This is a genomic window from Acidovorax sp. GW821-FHT10E04 (genome assembly GCF_059415185.1).
On record NZ_JBWKMT010000002.1, the window covers coordinates 22,723 to 37,278 of the forward strand.

The 14,556-nt window shown below is 69.0% G+C and carries 13 protein-coding genes; 4 read left to right on the plus strand and 9 right to left on the minus strand.

Annotation, left to right across the window (positions count from 1 at the left end; all coding sequences use genetic code 11):
* Positions 1 to 56: 56 nt before the first annotated feature.
* On the minus strand, positions 57 to 980 hold the full coding sequence (locus AC07OC_RS04975) for a LysR substrate-binding domain-containing protein (protein WP_218340616.1): 924 nt from the start codon (positions 978 to 980) through the stop codon (positions 57 to 59).
* A 99-nt stretch (positions 981 to 1,079) separates the two neighbouring features.
* On the opposite strand from AC07OC_RS04975, the gene AC07OC_RS04980 reads away from it, so the two are divergent.
* On the plus strand, positions 1,080 to 2,093 hold the full coding sequence (locus AC07OC_RS04980) for a zinc-dependent alcohol dehydrogenase family protein (RefSeq protein WP_218340617.1): 1,014 nt from the start codon (positions 1,080 to 1,082) through the stop codon (positions 2,091 to 2,093).
* A 121-nt stretch (positions 2,094 to 2,214) separates the two neighbouring features.
* On the opposite strand, the gene AC07OC_RS04985 is transcribed toward AC07OC_RS04980, so the two are convergent.
* Positions 2,215 to 2,661, minus strand: coding sequence for a GatB/YqeY domain-containing protein (locus AC07OC_RS04985; RefSeq protein WP_218293854.1), 447 nt, complete (start codon positions 2,659 to 2,661; stop codon positions 2,215 to 2,217).
* Positions 2,662 to 2,881: 220 nt separating this feature from the next.
* Positions 2,882 to 3,094, minus strand: a complete 213-nt coding sequence (rpsU, locus tag AC07OC_RS04990) for a 30S ribosomal protein S21 (protein WP_005799779.1) — start codon at positions 3,092 to 3,094, stop codon at positions 2,882 to 2,884.
* 392 nt (positions 3,095 to 3,486) lie between these two features.
* On the opposite strand from rpsU, the gene AC07OC_RS04995 reads away from it, so the two are divergent.
* Positions 3,487 to 6,765, plus strand: a complete 3,279-nt coding sequence (locus AC07OC_RS04995; protein WP_218340618.1) for an EAL domain-containing protein — start codon at positions 3,487 to 3,489, stop codon at positions 6,763 to 6,765.
* Between the two features lie 28 nt (positions 6,766 to 6,793).
* Here the strand turns inward: AC07OC_RS04995 and AC07OC_RS05000 are convergent, their stop codons facing one another.
* From AC07OC_RS05000 to AC07OC_RS05010, 3 genes are all read right to left on the minus strand, one after another.
* A complete protein-coding gene (locus AC07OC_RS05000; RefSeq protein WP_218340619.1) occupies positions 6,794 to 7,108 on the minus strand; it encodes a hypothetical protein in 315 nt (104 codons plus the stop codon).
* Between the two features lie 100 nt (positions 7,109 to 7,208).
* Positions 7,209 to 8,465 carry a BaiN/RdsA family NAD(P)/FAD-dependent oxidoreductase gene (locus AC07OC_RS05005; RefSeq protein ID WP_370627819.1) on the minus strand — a complete coding sequence of 419 codons (1,257 nt, stop codon included), beginning with the start codon at positions 8,463 to 8,465 and terminating at the stop codon, positions 7,209 to 7,211.
* A gap of 81 nt (positions 8,466 to 8,546) precedes the next feature.
* Positions 8,547 to 9,749, minus strand: coding sequence for an ABC transporter substrate-binding protein (locus AC07OC_RS05010; RefSeq protein WP_218293858.1), 1,203 nt, complete (start codon positions 9,747 to 9,749; stop codon positions 8,547 to 8,549).
* A 144-nt stretch (positions 9,750 to 9,893) separates the two neighbouring features.
* Here AC07OC_RS05010 and AC07OC_RS05015 point away from each other — a divergent pair, with 144 nt between their 5' ends.
* Complete coding sequence (locus AC07OC_RS05015; protein ID WP_218340621.1) at positions 9,894 to 10,382, plus strand: DUF4124 domain-containing protein; 489 nt, start codon at positions 9,894 to 9,896, stop codon at positions 10,380 to 10,382.
* A gap of 19 nt (positions 10,383 to 10,401) precedes the next feature.
* On the opposite strand, the gene AC07OC_RS05020 is transcribed toward AC07OC_RS05015, so the two are convergent.
* On the minus strand, positions 10,402 to 11,535 hold the full coding sequence (locus AC07OC_RS05020; protein WP_218293860.1) for a sterol desaturase family protein: 1,134 nt from the start codon (positions 11,533 to 11,535) through the stop codon (positions 10,402 to 10,404).
* Between the two features lie 102 nt (positions 11,536 to 11,637).
* On the opposite strand from AC07OC_RS05020, the gene AC07OC_RS05025 reads away from it, so the two are divergent.
* On the plus strand, positions 11,638 to 12,126 hold the full coding sequence (locus AC07OC_RS05025; protein WP_218293861.1) for an acyl-CoA thioesterase: 489 nt from the start codon (positions 11,638 to 11,640) through the stop codon (positions 12,124 to 12,126).
* A 65-nt stretch (positions 12,127 to 12,191) separates the two neighbouring features.
* Here AC07OC_RS05025 and AC07OC_RS05030 read toward each other — a convergent pair whose 3' ends face one another.
* Positions 12,192 to 13,631 (minus strand): cellulase family glycosylhydrolase, encoded by a 1,440-nt coding sequence (locus AC07OC_RS05030; RefSeq protein WP_218340622.1) that lies wholly within the window; start codon positions 13,629 to 13,631, stop codon positions 12,192 to 12,194.
* Between the two features lie 181 nt (positions 13,632 to 13,812).
* Complete coding sequence (locus tag AC07OC_RS05035) at positions 13,813 to 14,526, minus strand: methyl-accepting chemotaxis protein (protein ID WP_494600464.1); 714 nt, start codon at positions 14,524 to 14,526, stop codon at positions 13,813 to 13,815.
* Positions 14,527 to 14,556 lie beyond the last annotated feature (30 nt).

Sequence of the window (14,556 nt, forward strand, 5' to 3'; positions counted from 1 at the left end):
CGGCGCGGCCCGGGCGCCGCTGCCAGTGCCGCCCCAGGGCGGCCCGCGCCCGCCGTTCAGCGGGTCCCGAGCAGCGCGGGCAGCTGCGCGGCCAGCGCGTCGATGACGACGCGCGTGCGCCGTGGCAGGGCGCGCGCCTGGGGCCAGACGGCGTGCAGCTCGTAGCCGAAGGGGCGCGCCTCGTCGAACACCTTCACCAGCGTGCCGGCGGCCACCGGCTCGGCCGCCAGCCACTCGGGCAGCCGCGCGATGCCCAGCCCCGCCGCCGCCGTGGCGGCCACCACTTCCAGGCTGTCGCAGCGCACGCGCGCGGGCACCGCGAACGTGCGCGGCTCGCCCGTGGCGTCATCGCGGTAGTGCCAGGGCTTGAGCCCGTCGTCGCGTCCGTAGCTGGCGAAGGCGTGGCGGGGCGCCTCGGCCTGCAGCGCCGCCCAGCTTGCCGGCCGGCCGTGCCGCGCCAGGTAGTCCGGCGCGGCATACAGGCCCATCCATTGGTGCCCGAGCGGGCGGGCCGCGAGCGTGCTGCTGTCGTCCAGCACCCCGCTGCGGATGGCCAGATCGATCCGCTCTTCCACCAGGTCCACCCGCCGGTCGCTGAAGTGCAGGTCCAGCCGCAGGCCGGCGTGCTCGCGCGCCAGGCCCAGCAGCACGGGCGCGACGCAGGCGCGGCCGAACAGCGCCGGCATGCTCATGCGCAGGGTGCCCACGGGCTCGTGGCGGCCGGCCTCCACGGCGGCATCGGCCGCGTCGAGTTCGGCCAGCGCGCGGCGGCAGCGTTCGTAGTAAGCCTGTCCGTCGTCGGTCAGGCTCTGGCTGCGTGTGGTGCGGTGGAACAGCCGCACCCCGAGCCGCTGTTCCAGCCGCGCGATGCCCTTGCCCACCGCCGAGCGGGTGCGGTGCAGCCGCGCCGCCGCCAGCGCGAAGCTGCCGGCCTCCACGGCCGCCACGAAGGCCTCGATTCCCTGCAAACGTTCGTTCATTGGAGAATTTTGCTATCCAGCCATGGGAAAAACAAGAACCACTGGCATCCATGAAGCGCCAATAGCATCGAAATCCCTTTCTTTCCCTGGAACTCGACGATGCACGACACACCCGCCACCCTCCAGCGCTGGCAACTGCCCCGCTTCGGCCTCGCCCATCTGGAACGCACCGAGGCGCCCATGCCCGCGCCCGGGCCGAGCCAGATCCTGGTGCGCACCGAGGCCGTGGCCCTCAACTACCGCGACCTGCTGATGGCGCAGGACGGCATGGGCATGCCGCTGGAGTTTCCGTTCACCCCCGCCTCGGACCTGGCCGGCACGGTGTTGGCCGTGGGCGCGGGCATCACCCGCTGGCGCCCCGGCGACCGGGTGCTGAGCACCTTCTGGGGCGGCTGGCTGGAGGGCGAGCGCCCCGCTGCTGCCGTGGCCCTGGGCGCGCCGGGGCCGGGCATGCTGGCCTCGCACGTGCTGCTGGAGGCGGACTGGGCGGTGGCCGCGCCGGCCACGCTGGGCGCCGCCGCCGCGAGCACCCTGCCCATCGCCGGGCTCACGGCCTGGTTCGCGCTGGTGGAGACCGGCCACGTGCGCGCCGGGCAGGCCGTGCTCATCCATGGCACCGGCGGCGTGGCGCTGTTCGGCGTGCAGATCGCGCGCCAGCACGGGGCCGTGCCCATCGTGGTCTCGGGCGATGCGGGCAAGCGCGAACAGGTGCTCGCCCTGGGCGCCGCCCATGCGCTGGCGCGCGAGGCCGACTGGCCCGCGCAGGTGCGGGCGCTGACCGGGGGGCAGGGCGCCGACCATGTGCTGGAGACGGTGGGCGGCCCCAACCTGGGCCGGTCGATGCAGGCGCTGCGCCACGGCGGGCGCGTGTCGGTCATCGGCACCCTGGCCGGCGACACGGTGAGTGCGTCGGTCTACAGCTTCCTGCTGGGGCGGGCCACTGTGCAGGGCATCGGTGTGGGCCACCGCCGCGCGCTGGAGGACCTGGTGCGCGCAGTGGATGCCACCGGGCTGCAGCCGGTGATCGCGGGCGAGTATGGCGCCGACGAAGTGCCGGCTGCTTTCGCGCACCTGCAGTGCGGCGCGTTCGGCAAGGTGGTGGTGCGCTTCTGAGCGGGTGCGCCAAGGAGCGCGTGGATGCGATATTTCAAGTAAAAATAGCCACCGGCGCTTGTCGATCAAGCGCTGGCAGCTATTGAATTGATAGTAAATCGCCGGGTGGCGAGGCGGGCGGTCAGCCGGCGAGCGCGGCCTTGACGGCGGCGGACACCTGGCCCATGTCGGCCTTGCCGGCCAGGCGGGTCTTGACCACGCCCATGACCTTGCCCATGTCGCCCGGGCCCGCCGCGCCCAGCTCGGCCACGATGGCCTTGACGGCGGCCAGGGTCTCGTCGGCCGACATGCGCTCGGGCAGGTAGGCCTGCAGCACGGCCATCTCTGCCTTCTCCTTGTCGGCCAGGTCCTGGCGGCCCGCGCCCTCGAAGGCGGTGATCGAGTCCTTGCGCTGCTTGATGAGCTTGTCCACGATGGCGACCACGGCCGCATCGTCCAGCACGATGCGCTCGTCCACTTCCCTTTGCTTCATCGCGGCCTGCAACAGGCGGATGGTGCCCAGGCGCTCGCTGTCCTTGGCGCGCATGGCGGTCTTCATGTCTTCGGTGATCTGGTCCTTGAGGCTCATGATGGCTTCCTTTTTATGGGGTTTCAGACAGGGACGGAGGGTTTGCACAAAGCCCCTCTGGCCAGGCGCAGCGCCGCAGGCAGTAGTCTTCTTGCTACGGCAAGGCGCTGCAACGACGCCAGAGGGGCTTTGTGCAAGCCCGGAAAAGCAAAAACCCGCGCTTGGCGTCCCTAGCGCGGGTTCTGGGACCCAAGCAAGAAGGCTTGGGGCCGAAGATCCATCAGTACATCTTCTTGGGCAGTTGCATGCTGCGAACGCGCTTGTAGTGGCGCTTCACGGCGGCTGCCTTCTTGCGCTTGCGCTCGGCGGTGGGCTTTTCGTAGAACTCACGGGCGCGCAGGTCGGTCAGCAGGCCGAGCTTTTCAATGGTGCGCTTGAAGCGGCGCAGGGCGACGTCAAAGGGTTCGTTTTCTTTTACGCGGATCGTAGTCATTAGCTAATGGTTTCCAAAATGTTGCCCGCAGAGGGTCTTGGGGAGATCGGGCCTCAAGACCGTGCGTGGCGGTTTCCCCGTCTGTAACTAGTATTTGGCCGACGGGGCATTGCCAGCAAAGCCGGAGATTATAGCTGAAGCGGGTTCCGCCTTGGGGTGCTTCGTGCTTCCCCCCTCTCGCGGCACGGGCGGCTGGGCTCCGCCAATCGCCCGGCACGGGCTCCCTGGCAGGGCCGCGCCGACTTTCCGGGGGGCGCGGCGTCGGCGAATCGGGCGCATCGCAGGCGGATCGGCGAAATGGCGTGGAAATTGCTTCATGTTGTAACACTCATCTTCCACCGTCGGTGGGCTGCCCGGGTCATCCGCCCGGGCAGGCCTTCGCCGCAGACACCATGGCATTCATGCACCGCGTATCGGGCTGGCTGGGCCGCCTCAGTGTGGGCCGCAAGCTCATGCTCATCTATCTGCTCGACCTGTCGGCGGTGATCTATGTCTCCAGCATCCTGATCCACGAAAAGTACGTGGCCATCGATTTCACGCGCAAGGAAATCGTGGGCACCACCTATGCGGCGGTGCTGCGCGACGGGCTCATGGGGCAGTTCCTCGATGCATCGCAGCAGCCGCCGCTCGTGGCGGACGTTCTTGCGCGGCTGGCGGGCGTGCGTGCGGCCCACGACGAGCAGCTGCATACCGAGGAGCAGGGCGAGCGCTTCAGCGGGGTGCTGCAGCAGCTGGCCGCCCACCCGCCGGCGGCCACCGATGCGCCGTCCCTCACCCGGCTGCGCAGCCAGCTGCTGCGCGACGGCCGAGAACTGCTCACCACCGTGGGCAACCAGTCCAACCTGATCCTGGACCCGGACCTGGACAGCTACTACGGCATGTCGCTGGTGGTGCTGCGCTTCCCCGAGCTGCTGCAGGCGGTGCACGACACCGTGGTGTTTCTCCATGCCGCGCCCGCGGGGCGCGGGCCGCAGTGGTCTTCCGAGCTGCTCACGCTGGTGGGCCGGCTCGACGCGGTGATGCAGGGCATCGAGTCGGACTACAACCAGGCCTTCATCGCGGGCTCTCCCGAGATGCGCACGGCCCTGATGGGCCAGCGCGAGGCGCTCAAGGCCTCGCTGGAGAGCTTCCAGGCGCTGCTGCAGGGCGTGGCGGCGGGCGAATCGCGCCTGACCCTGGCCCAGGTGGGGGCGCAGCAGGCGCAGGTGCTGGGCGCCCTGCGCGATGCCTGGGCGGTGGGCATCGTCGACCTGGAGCGGTTGCTCAACCGCCGGGTGGACGGGCTGTACGCGCGCATGTGGCTGCACCTGGGCACCGCGCTCGTGCTGCTGGGCTGCATCCTCTCTCTGGTGACGCTGGTGGCCCGGCAGATCGCCAAGCCGCTGCAGCAACTGGCGCGCGTGGCCGATGAGGTGCGCAAGAGCGGCGACCACACCCTGCGGGCCCACTGGAGCAGCAGCGACGAGATCGGCCGGCTGGTCACGGCCTTCAACGACATGCTGGCCCAGCTGGACCGCGAACGCCTGCTGCAGCAGGAGCTGGCGGCCAGCGCCCGCGCGGCCGAGGCCCAGCGCGAGCTGGTGGAGGCCTTCCCCATCCCCATGGTCGTCACCTCCATCCCCGAGCACGAGGTGCTGCATTCCAACGCCCCCGCCGCCCACTGGCTCAATGACCGCAAGACCGACCCCTGGGCCGCAGGGCTGGAGCCGGGCGTGCGCGCGCGCTTCTTCCAGCGCCTGGCGGACCAGGGCTCGGTGGACGAGTTCGAGGTGCGCTGGAAGGGCAGCCCCGAGCCCTCCTGGGCGGTGCTGTCGGCGCGGCGGCTGCAGTTCCAGGGGCGCGACTCGGTGCTCACGGCCTTCACGCCCATCAACGTGCTCAAGGTCATGGAGCAGCGCCTGGAGCTGTGGGCCAAGGTGTTCGAGGCGTCGTCCGAGGGCATCATCATCATGAATGCCGACCAGCAGATCATCAGCGTGAACAAGGCGTTCTGCCGCAGCACGCACTACGACTTCTACGAGGTGCTGGGCGAAGATCTGGGCTTCCTGCTGGAGGAGTCCGGCGGCGAGCCCCTGTCCACCCAGATCCGCCGCACCATGCTCGACAAGGAGTCCTGGCAGGGCGAGGTGCGGTTTCGCCGCCGTTCGGGCGAAACCTACCCGGCCTGGCTCATGGTGTCGGCCGTGCGCGAGGGCAAGGGCGGCGGCGCCGTGGCCAACCACATCGGCATCGCCATCGACATCACGGACCGCAAGCGCAGCGAGGAACGCATCCAGTTCCTTGCGCACCACGACGTGCTCACCGAGCTGCCCAACCGCTCGCTGTGCGTGCAGCGCCTGCAGCTGGCGCTGGCGCAGTCCAGCGTCACCGGCGAGAAGGTCGCCGTGTTGTTCATCGACCTGGACCGCTTCAAGGCCATCAACGACACGCTGGGCCACCACATCGGCGACGGGCTGCTGCGCTCGGTGGCCGGGCGCCTCACGCAGGCCGTGCGCAGCCGCGACACCGTCAGCCGCCTGGGCGGCGATGAGTTCGTGGTGGTGATGCGCGACGTGGCCGGGCGCGAGGACGTGCAGCAGCTCGTGGAGCGGCGCCTCATCCCCCTCATCCGCCAGAGCCACCCGGTGGAGGGGCATGAACTCAATGTGTCATGCAGCGTGGGCATCGCCGTGTACCCCGAGGACGGCGGCGACATCGACGAGCTGATGCGCCGCGCCGATGCGGCGATGTACGAGGCCAAGACCACGGGCCGCGACATGGCGCTGTTCTATTCGGCCGAAACGGACCAGCGCGCGCTGGCCCGCCAGTCCATGGAACAGCACCTGCGCCGCGCGCTGGAGCGCCATGAGCTGAGCCTGCACTACCAGCCCCGGGTGAGCGCCAAGAGCGGCGGCCTGCTGGGGGTGGAGGCCCTGCTGCGCTGGAACAGCCCCACGCTGGGCGCCATCCCGCCCAGCGAGTTCATCCCCATCGCCGAGGAGACCGGCATGATCCGCGCGATGGGCGGCTGGGTGCTGCAGCAGGCCTGCGAGCAGTGGGCGCGCTGGCAGGCACCGCCCGCCGGCCATCCCGCCGGGCGTGCGCCGGCCCACCCGCTGTCGGACGTCTCCATCTCGGTCAACCTCTCGGCCGCGCAACTGGCGGACCCGCAACTGGTGGCCGACATCGAGGCGCTGCTGGCCCGCACCGGCATGCCCGCCCACCGGCTCGAACTGGAAATCACCGAGTCGCAGCTCATGGACAACGCCCACGCGGCCGAGCAGCAGCTGGCCGCGCTCAAGTCGCTGGGCGTGCAGCTGTCCATCGACGATTTCGGAACCGGCTACTCCAGCCTGGCCTATCTGAAGCGCTTTGACATCGACCGGCTCAAGGTCGACAAGTCCTTCGTGCACGACATGCTGAGCAACCCCGCCGACATGGCGATCACGCGGGCCATCATCGCCCTGGGCCACACGCTGGGGCTGCGCATCGTGGCCGAGGGCGTGGAAGACCTGGCCACGGCCCAGGTGCTGAGTGCGCTGGACTGCGAGGAGCTGCAGGGCTACCACTTCAGCCGCCCGCTGCCGCCCGAGGCCCTGCTCGCCTGGGCATTGCAGCACTGCGTGCTCCATGGCGCGCCAGTGCGCGGGCTGGCTTCCGAGTGCATTCAGCCAGCCTCGCTGGCCGGATGATGTCTCCTCAATGCCGCCGTGGTCCCCATCATGCGAGCCGGATGTGCAGCGCAACGGCGAGCCCGACCAGGAGGGCGCCTGGCGAGAAATTGCCCAGACACAGGGAGAGGCGAGAGGTCGAACGGCCCGAAATGCGCGAGTCGGCCCGCAGGTAGGCGTCACCTTCTTCGGTGAGCAGCCACCGCACCATCACCGCGCCCCCGGCCAGCGACCCCATGCCCAGTGCCGCAAGGATCGCGATGAAGATATTCCCGGCCATGCTTGCGGCCGGTACAAGGGCGATCAGCGCGCCCGTGGCCGTGGCAGCCGCTTGCCACCTCTCCGCGCGTTCGAATCCGTCCATGCCGAGGCTCCCCATGGCTGGTAAAGCGTTTGTTTGTGTGTCTGACCGGAGTGCAGGAGCCATCCCCGGGGAGCCACCTGCACAGGCGTCCTCCGCCGCCTCAATGCGCCGCCAGCGGCAGCGCCTGCGCGCAGGCATGGGCGCTGGCCCAGGCCCACTGGAAGTTGTAGCCGCCCAGCCAGCCCGTCACGTCCACCACTTCGCCAATGAAGTACAGGCCCGGCTGCGTCTTGCACTCCATGGTCTGCTGCGACAGCACGCGCGTGTCCACGCCGCCGAGCGTGACCTCGGCTTTCTTGTAGCCCTCGGTGCCGGTGGGCGTGAGCTCCCAGCGCGCCAGCTGTTCGGCCAGCCGCGCCAGGGCCTTGTCGCTGGCCTCGTTGATGGGGCGCTGCCAGTCGGCCTCGCGCTGGGCCCAGGCGTCCGCCAGGCGGCCCGGGACGAGGGCGGCCAGCTCGTTGGCGATCAGCTTGCGCGAACGGGCCTTGCCCTGCGCCAGCGCGGCGGGCAGATCCACCGTGGGCGCGAGGTCGATGACCAGCGGCGTGCCCTCCTGCCAGTAGCTGGAGATCTGCAGCACGGCCGGGCCCGAGAGGCCGCGGTGGGTGAACAGCAGGTCTTCGTCGAAGGCCATACGGGCTTTCTTGGCACCGGTGCTGATTTGCACCGGAAGCGCCAAGCCCGCGAGTTGCGCATACGGCGCCCAGCCCGCGCCATCAAAGGTCAGCGGCACCAGACCCGGGCGGCGTTCGATGAGCGGGATGTTGAACTGCTGCGCCAGCCGGTAGCCGAAATCGGTCGCGCCGATCTTGGGAATGGACAGCCCGCCCGTGGCGATCACCAGCGAGCGCGCCCGCACCGGGCCCCGGTCGGTATCAATTTGATAGCTGCCAGCGCTTGATGGATCAGCGCCAGGGGCTGAAAACACTATATTCTTGACCGCACAAGGCTGCCAGTGCGTCACCTGGCCCGCCGCGCACTCGGCCAGCAGCATGGCGATGATGTCCTCGGCCGAGCGGTCGGCGAACAGCTGGCCCTTGTGTTTTTCGTGGAACGCGATGCCGTGTTTTTGTACCAGCGCGATGAAGTCGGCGGGGGTGTAGCGCGAGAGCGCCGAGCGGCAAAATTGCGGGTTCTGCCCCACGAAGTGCTTGTGGGGCGCGGCGGGATCGAGGTCGCGGTTGGTGAAGTTGCAGCGCCCGCCGCCCGAGATGCGGATCTTCTCGGCCACCTTCTCGGCATGGTCGATCAGCAGCACCTTCAGGCCCCGCTGGCCCGCCTGGGCGGCGCAGAACAGGCCGGCGGCGCCGGCGCCGATGATGACTACGTCGAATGGAGGGGAGGAAGCGTGGGGCACGGTGGGGCGAAGGCGGCGTTGGCGGGCCGCCATTGTCGCCGCAGCGTTCGCACGGGGCGGGTAGGCCCCTCGAACCGGTGCCTATTGCCGGTACACGCCACCCGAGCCCACCACCGCGATGTCCACGAAGTTCGAGCCGTGGTGGTTCTGTGCGCTGAACTGGTAGCCGTAGCCGCCCAGGTCCAGGTTGCCCAGCCCCTGCATGGCCTGCACCAGACTCGCGCGCGTCACGCCGGGCCCCGCTGCGCGCAGGCCCTCGATGAGCACGCGCGCATCCATGTAGCCGGTGTAGCGGTCGTAGTCCACGGGCTTGTCGTGGCGCTTCATCGACGCCTGGAAGTCCCGCGTGAGCGCGATGGTCGGCCGGCTGGGCGAGGGGCCCGTGCGTGCCACGGCCAGGCCGCGCGCGTCTTCGCCCAGCGCCCGCAGCACCGCCGAGCCCGCGCCCAGCGACAAGGTATACACCGGCACGCCCAGGTGTGCGCGGTTGGCGCGCACGTACGCCACCACCGGAGGGCCCGCCGCCACCAGCAGCACGGCCTGTGGCTTGTGCGCGGCCAGCGCCTTGGCGGCATCGGCGGCGTCCTGGCCTTTGGGGTCCAGCGCGTGCGAGCCCGCCATGGTGGCGCCTTCGGCCGCGATCGTTTTTTCAACCAGCGGCAGCAGCAGCTTGCCGAAATCGTTGTTCTCGTAGGCGACGGCAATGCGCAGGGTCTGCACCGCCACCAGGTTGCGCACGATCCTGACCAGCTCATCGGCATAGCTGGCGCGCGTGGTGAACAGGTACGGGTGCTGCTGCGCGCGCACCGCCGGGCTGCCGGTGTACACGGAGATCAGCGGCAGCCTGGCCTGCGCGAGGTAGGGCAGCAGCCCGATGACCTGCGAGGTGCCCGACACGCCGAACAGGGCCACCACGCCTTCTTTTTCACTCAGCTGCACGGCGTTTTCCAGCGTGCGGCGCGGGTCGAAGCCATCGTCCATGGTCACCAGGCGGATCTTGCGTCCCCCGATGCCGCCCTTGGCGTTGGCGTCCTCGATGGCGGCATCCTGGCCTTCATGGATGGGCTGCAGAAACGGTGCCATGCCGCCCGACAGCGCGGTGGACCTGCCGATCAGGATGTCGCCCCTCACGTCTGCGCGGGGCTGCGCCTGGGCCATGGCCGGCAGTGGCGACAGCGCGGCGGCGGCCCAGCACAGCAGGGTGCGGCGGCATGGGCCGAAGGGGGCGCGGGCGGCGCTGGCGGCAAGGGCGAGGCGGGCGTCGGAGGGCGGCACAACGGGCATGGGGTCTCCAGGGGCGGCAGGGGGAGCCCATGGTAGGAAGGTTGCCGCGCGGGCGGCCACGGGGTTTCCCCGCAAGCACCGTCGCCCGGGGGACTGGCCGCGCGGGGCGTTAGCATGCGCCATCCATCCGCCAAGGACTGTTCCATGAATCCGATCCGCTATGCCGCCTGCGCCCTGCTGCTGCTGGGCTTTCTGGCCCCGGCCTGGGCCATCAACAAATGCACGGACGCCGATGGCAAGGTGTCGTTCCAGGACGGGCCCTGCCCGGGCCAGGGCGAGAAGGTCGAGGTGCGGCCCGCCATGCAGGGCGCCACCCCCGTGCAGCCTGCCCCTTCCACCGCGAAGGAAGGCGCTTTCGGCGCGACCTGGCAGCGCAAGCACTATCTGCAGAACCAGGGCGTGCCCCAGGCGCGCGCGGCCGTCGAGCGCAGCCAGCAGGAATGTGCGGCCACGGCGCCGGATACCGCCGTGGCCCACGCCGGCCCGCTGCGGCGCAGCACCCTGGCCTCAGGCTCCCAGTTCGCGCAGGAGCGCGCCGCCGGTGCCGACAAGGACAAGGCCGCGTGCGAGGCGCGAACCAACGAGCTGCGCAACCAGCTGAAGTCGCTCGAAGCCGAGCTCGGCAAGCCGTAGTGCGTCGGACGAACCCGCCTCACCCTTTCCAGGTGAACGGGAACTTGAACTGCTTGACGAACCCGTTGGGCACGTAGTCGCCCAGCACGCCATAGTGCTCGGGCCAGAGCTTGGTGCTTTTCACGGCGGTGCCGAACAGGTAGTCGAGAAAAGCAAAGTGCGCCGCGTAGTTCTTGTCCAGCGCCTCCTGGTCCTGGCTGTGGTGCCAGTGGTGGAAGTTGGGCGTGACCAGCACGTAGCGCAGCGGCCCCAGGCGCACGCTCACGTTGGCGTGGTTGAACACCGCCTGGAAGCCGACGACCACGATATAGGCGTCGATCACTTCCTTGGAAAAGCCCAGCACGTAGATGGGCGCGAGCACCAGGGTGCGCGTGATCAGCAGCTCCAGGATGTGCTGGCGCGAGCCGGCCATCCAGTCCATGCTTTTCACGCTGTGGTGCACGGCGTGCAGGCGCCACAGCAGCGGCACCTCGTGGTAGGCGCGGTGTGTCCAGTACTGCACGAGATCGGCCACGAGCACGATGAGGAACAGCGCCACCCAGAAGTTCAGGCCCTGCACCCAGCCGCGGATGCCGTCGTTGGCGGCCCAGCCGAAGAACTTGTGCACCAGCAGGTTGGTGGCCAGCAGCACGAAGCCCACCACCATGTGGTTCACGATGAAGTGGTGGAAATCGGTCTGCCACTCGGCGCGGAAGATGGGCTGGTCCTTGCGCAGCGCGAACAGCTTCTCGATGAAGATGAAGATCAGCGAGCTGCCCAGCAGGTCGAGGATGAACCAGTCCAGGCCGATGTAGGGCGTGTTGTCGGGAAAGTTCGGGTCCACCTCCACCTTGTGGCCGCCCAGGAAGGCGGCCAGCGCCACCATGGCGAAGGCAAACGTGGCCAGCCAGCGCGAGCGGTTGAACAGGATGTTGACCAGCGAGATGCCGCCCGCGATCGCCATGGCCGCCAGCATGATGGTGCGGATCACCGTCACGTCGTAGCTCTTGCGCAGCTGTGGCGTGGTCAGGTATTCGGGGAAGTGGAAGGCCAGCACGCCCAGGAAGCACAGGATCGCGAGCGTGAGCGCGATCACGCCCGACACCAGTCCGCGCCCCGTGCGCAGCGCGCCGTGGCTTTCGGTGAATTCATTGAGCTTGTCGATTTCGAGCATGTTTTCCCTCCGGCACCAGGTGCCTTGAACTGGCTTGTGTGGCGGGAGTGTAGCGGCCGTGGCGTTGTGCCGCCGAGACGGTGCGGCCCCTAGAATCGCGGCATGAACATCCCTTCCCACCAACTCAGCATGACCGTGCTCATGTCGCCCGACATGGCCAATTTCTCGGGCAATGTGCACGGTGGCGCCATTCTCAAGCTGCTGGACCAGGTGGCCTATTCGTGCGCCAGCCGGTATTCGGCGTGTTACGTGGTCACGCTCAGCGTGGACCAGGTGATGTTCCTGCAGCCCATCCATGTCGGTGAGCTGGTGACCTTCCTGGCCAGCGTGAACTACACGGGGTCATCGTCCATGGAGATCGGCATCAAGGTGGTGGCCGAGGACATCCGCTCGCAGGTGGTGCGCCATGTGAACAGCTGCTTCTTCACCATGGTGGCGGTGGATGAATCGCGCAAGCCGGTGACGGTGCCGGCGCTGTCGCCGTCCACGGCCGACGAACGCCGCCGCTGGGAAGCGGCCCTGCTGCGCAAGGCGCTGCGCAAAGAGCTGGCGCAACGCTTCCAGCAGGTGCGCGAGTCGGCGGGCACCTGACGGCTTGATGGACGGGCTGGCTGGCGGTATGCGCGCCGCCGCGCGACGGCGGCGCGGGGTGATGATCAGCGGACGGCGCAGAAGCCGAATTCGGCCGCCGCTCCGGGAGAGAGCGTCTTGTTCCAGTCCACGCCAGAGGCGTTGAGGTTGCTGCCCGCCTGGGACCAGGTGGCGTTCCACAGGTTGTTGACGGTGCCGCTCACCGGGACGGTGATGGCCCAGTTGCCCTGGGTGGTGCCCGTGTTCACGATCTGGACCCGCTGGCAATAGCCGGAACCCCAGTCGCTGTCCGTCGTCTGCAGGACGGAGAAGTTCGCGGCCGGGGTGGGCGTTGGCGTCGGGGTGGGGGTCGGAGTCGGCGTAGGGGTTGGTGTGGGCGCCGGGGTGGTTGCATCGCCCCACAGCCGTTGCAGCAACTGGACCTTGTCGGCGCGCACGGTGGTCCAGTCGTCATCGAGAATGCCGCCGGTGTCGCCACTGTTGGGGTTCCACGACCAGTAGAAGCCGCTGCGCATGCCCTTGCCGACCATGTAGTCCACCAGCGCGTTCTGCCACAGCACGTCGCGCGCATCGCCACGGCCCAACTTGCCGCCGAACTCGCCCAGCATCACGGCATAGCCCGCCTGCACGAATTGGCCGAAATGCTGGTCCCAGATGGCCGGCATGTTGCTCGGGAAGTTGGAGGCGTTGAAGTAGGGCTGCACGTAGACATCCGGCCCGTAGGTGTGCGGCGCCAGCAGCAGGCGGTTGGCCGGGATGTTCAGCGGCGTGCAGGCCAGGGGTTCCAGATTGCCGCCCCAGAAGTGCGCGTTGCCACCCGAGCAGCTGGGGTTTTCGCCGATGCCTTCCACCGCGATCAGCCACTGGGGCGCCACCTGCAGCACGGCCGCCGCGGCGCGCTCGGCCGCGCGGTTCCAGTCGGTGGCGTTGTTGCCGGTGCCCCAGGTGGCCGCGCCGTGGGGTTCGTTCTTGATGTCGATGCCGATCACGCCGGGCACGCCCGCATAGCGCTGCGCCACAAAGGTCAGGTCGCTGATCCACTGCTGCTCGCTGTAGCCCGGGGTGTACCAGAGCTCGCTGATGGTCTGGCAATCGGGGGTGTGGTGGTCCAGCAGCACATACATGCCGCGGTTGCTCAGCTCGCCGACGACCTTGTCCATCACCTGGATGGCCGACAGGCCCTGCAGGTCGGCATTGCGGCCGTAGTCGATGCTGCTGGGCGTGGCGGAGCCATGCAAGGTGGCGGGGCAGAAGGGCAGGCGCACGGCGTTGAAGCCCTGCGCCTGCATCTGCGTGATCATGTCGGTCCAGTTGCGTGCCCACAGGCCGTGCACCACATGGTTGTTGGTCTCGAAGCCAAACCAGTTCACGCCGCGCAGCTGGATGGCCTTGCCCGCACCGTCCAGCACCTTGCCGGCGTTGATTTCGTAGCTCCAGGCCGCGCTAGCGCTGGCCAGCAGGCAGCCGGCCAACGCCAGGCTCTTGCACAGGGTGGTGATCTTCATGGCTCGCGCATCTCCCGAAAATGGTGTTGTGTCTGGCAGTCAGCGGGAAGGCCCCTGGCGGGCGGGCCTGCGCTCTCGCAGTGTGGGCGCCCCGCGCACCGGCGGCGTTTCCATGGATGCCAATTGTAAGAGGCTGTTCGCGGTCTTCCGGGACGTTCGCGCCATCTTTGCGGAATGGGGGTCAGGCCGCGTTGCGGGTGCGGCCTGCCAGCGACACGGCCTGCAGCGAAAGGCCGTCGATTTCATGGGTGATGCCCGAAAGCACGTTCGCCACCACGGCAAATTCCCGCCCGTGCTGGCCCGCGCGCGCCGCCATGACCTGCGCATTGAAACTGACCACCTTGGCCTCGCGGGCCACCGTCTGGATGGACTCCACGATGCCCGCCAGTTCCGTCATGAGGGTTTCGGACTGGGCCTTGCCCACCTGGTCGAACACCGTGGTGGCGGTGTTGAGTGCCTCCAGCACGCCGTCGGTGGTCTCCACCAGCCGCGCGAGCACTTCCTCGACGCGTGGGCTGCGGCGCTCCGTCAGGTCCAGCGCGGTGGCGACCTGCTGGGCAAAGGCATCGATGACGGTGCCCACGCCTCCGGGCTGCCCATACACCTTGCGGATGCGGTCGGCGTCGGGAGCGTTGAAATGGCGGGGCGTGTCCACCAGCCGGGCCTGGCTGGCGGTGAACAGGGCCAGGGTGCCGCGCGCGGCCTTCAGGTGCAGGTCGCTGCCGCCGGCGGCCAGCACGGTTTGCAGCACCATGCGCTGGGACAGCATGCGCTGGCGGGCGGCGAGGTTGACCAGCGACATCTCGGCATCGCGTGCCGCCGGTGGCGAAGGCATGGGCAGGGTGGAAGGCGGTGCGGACGTGCCCGGGCGTGGGGAGAGGGAATAGGCTGCCATGGTGGTCCTTGTGCTCATTGCATTCAGATA

What these genes read in the sequence shown, in the direction of transcription:
- AC07OC_RS05010 (WP_218293858.1), bottom strand. Translation starts at nt 9,749, where the DNA reads ATGCCCGTTGTGCCGCCCTCCGACGCCCGCCTCGCCCTTGCCGCCAGC.
- AC07OC_RS04975 (WP_218340616.1), bottom strand. Translation starts at nt 980, where the DNA reads ATGAACGAACGTTTGCAGGGAATCGAGGCCTTCGTGGCGGCCGTGGAG.
- AC07OC_RS04980 (WP_218340617.1), top strand. Translation starts at nt 1,080, where the DNA reads ATGCACGACACACCCGCCACCCTCCAGCGCTGGCAACTGCCCCGCTTC.
- AC07OC_RS04995 (WP_218340618.1), top strand. Translation starts at nt 3,487, where the DNA reads ATGGCATTCATGCACCGCGTATCGGGCTGGCTGGGCCGCCTCAGTGTG.
- AC07OC_RS04985 (WP_218293854.1), bottom strand. Translation starts at nt 2,661, where the DNA reads ATGAGCCTCAAGGACCAGATCACCGAAGACATGAAGACCGCCATGCGC.
- AC07OC_RS05015 (WP_218340621.1), top strand. Translation starts at nt 9,894, where the DNA reads ATGAATCCGATCCGCTATGCCGCCTGCGCCCTGCTGCTGCTGGGCTTT.
- rpsU (WP_005799779.1), bottom strand. Translation starts at nt 3,094, where the DNA reads ATGACTACGATCCGCGTAAAAGAAAACGAACCCTTTGACGTCGCCCTG.
- AC07OC_RS05000 (WP_218340619.1), bottom strand. Translation starts at nt 7,108, where the DNA reads ATGGACGGATTCGAACGCGCGGAGAGGTGGCAAGCGGCTGCCACGGCC.
- AC07OC_RS05030 (WP_218340622.1), bottom strand. Translation starts at nt 13,631, where the DNA reads ATGAAGATCACCACCCTGTGCAAGAGCCTGGCGTTGGCCGGCTGCCTG.
- AC07OC_RS05035 (WP_494600464.1), bottom strand. Translation starts at nt 14,526, where the DNA reads ATGGCAGCCTATTCCCTCTCCCCACGCCCGGGCACGTCCGCACCGCCT.
- AC07OC_RS05020 (WP_218293860.1), bottom strand. Translation starts at nt 11,535, where the DNA reads ATGCTCGAAATCGACAAGCTCAATGAATTCACCGAAAGCCACGGCGCG.
- AC07OC_RS05025 (WP_218293861.1), top strand. Translation starts at nt 11,638, where the DNA reads ATGAACATCCCTTCCCACCAACTCAGCATGACCGTGCTCATGTCGCCC.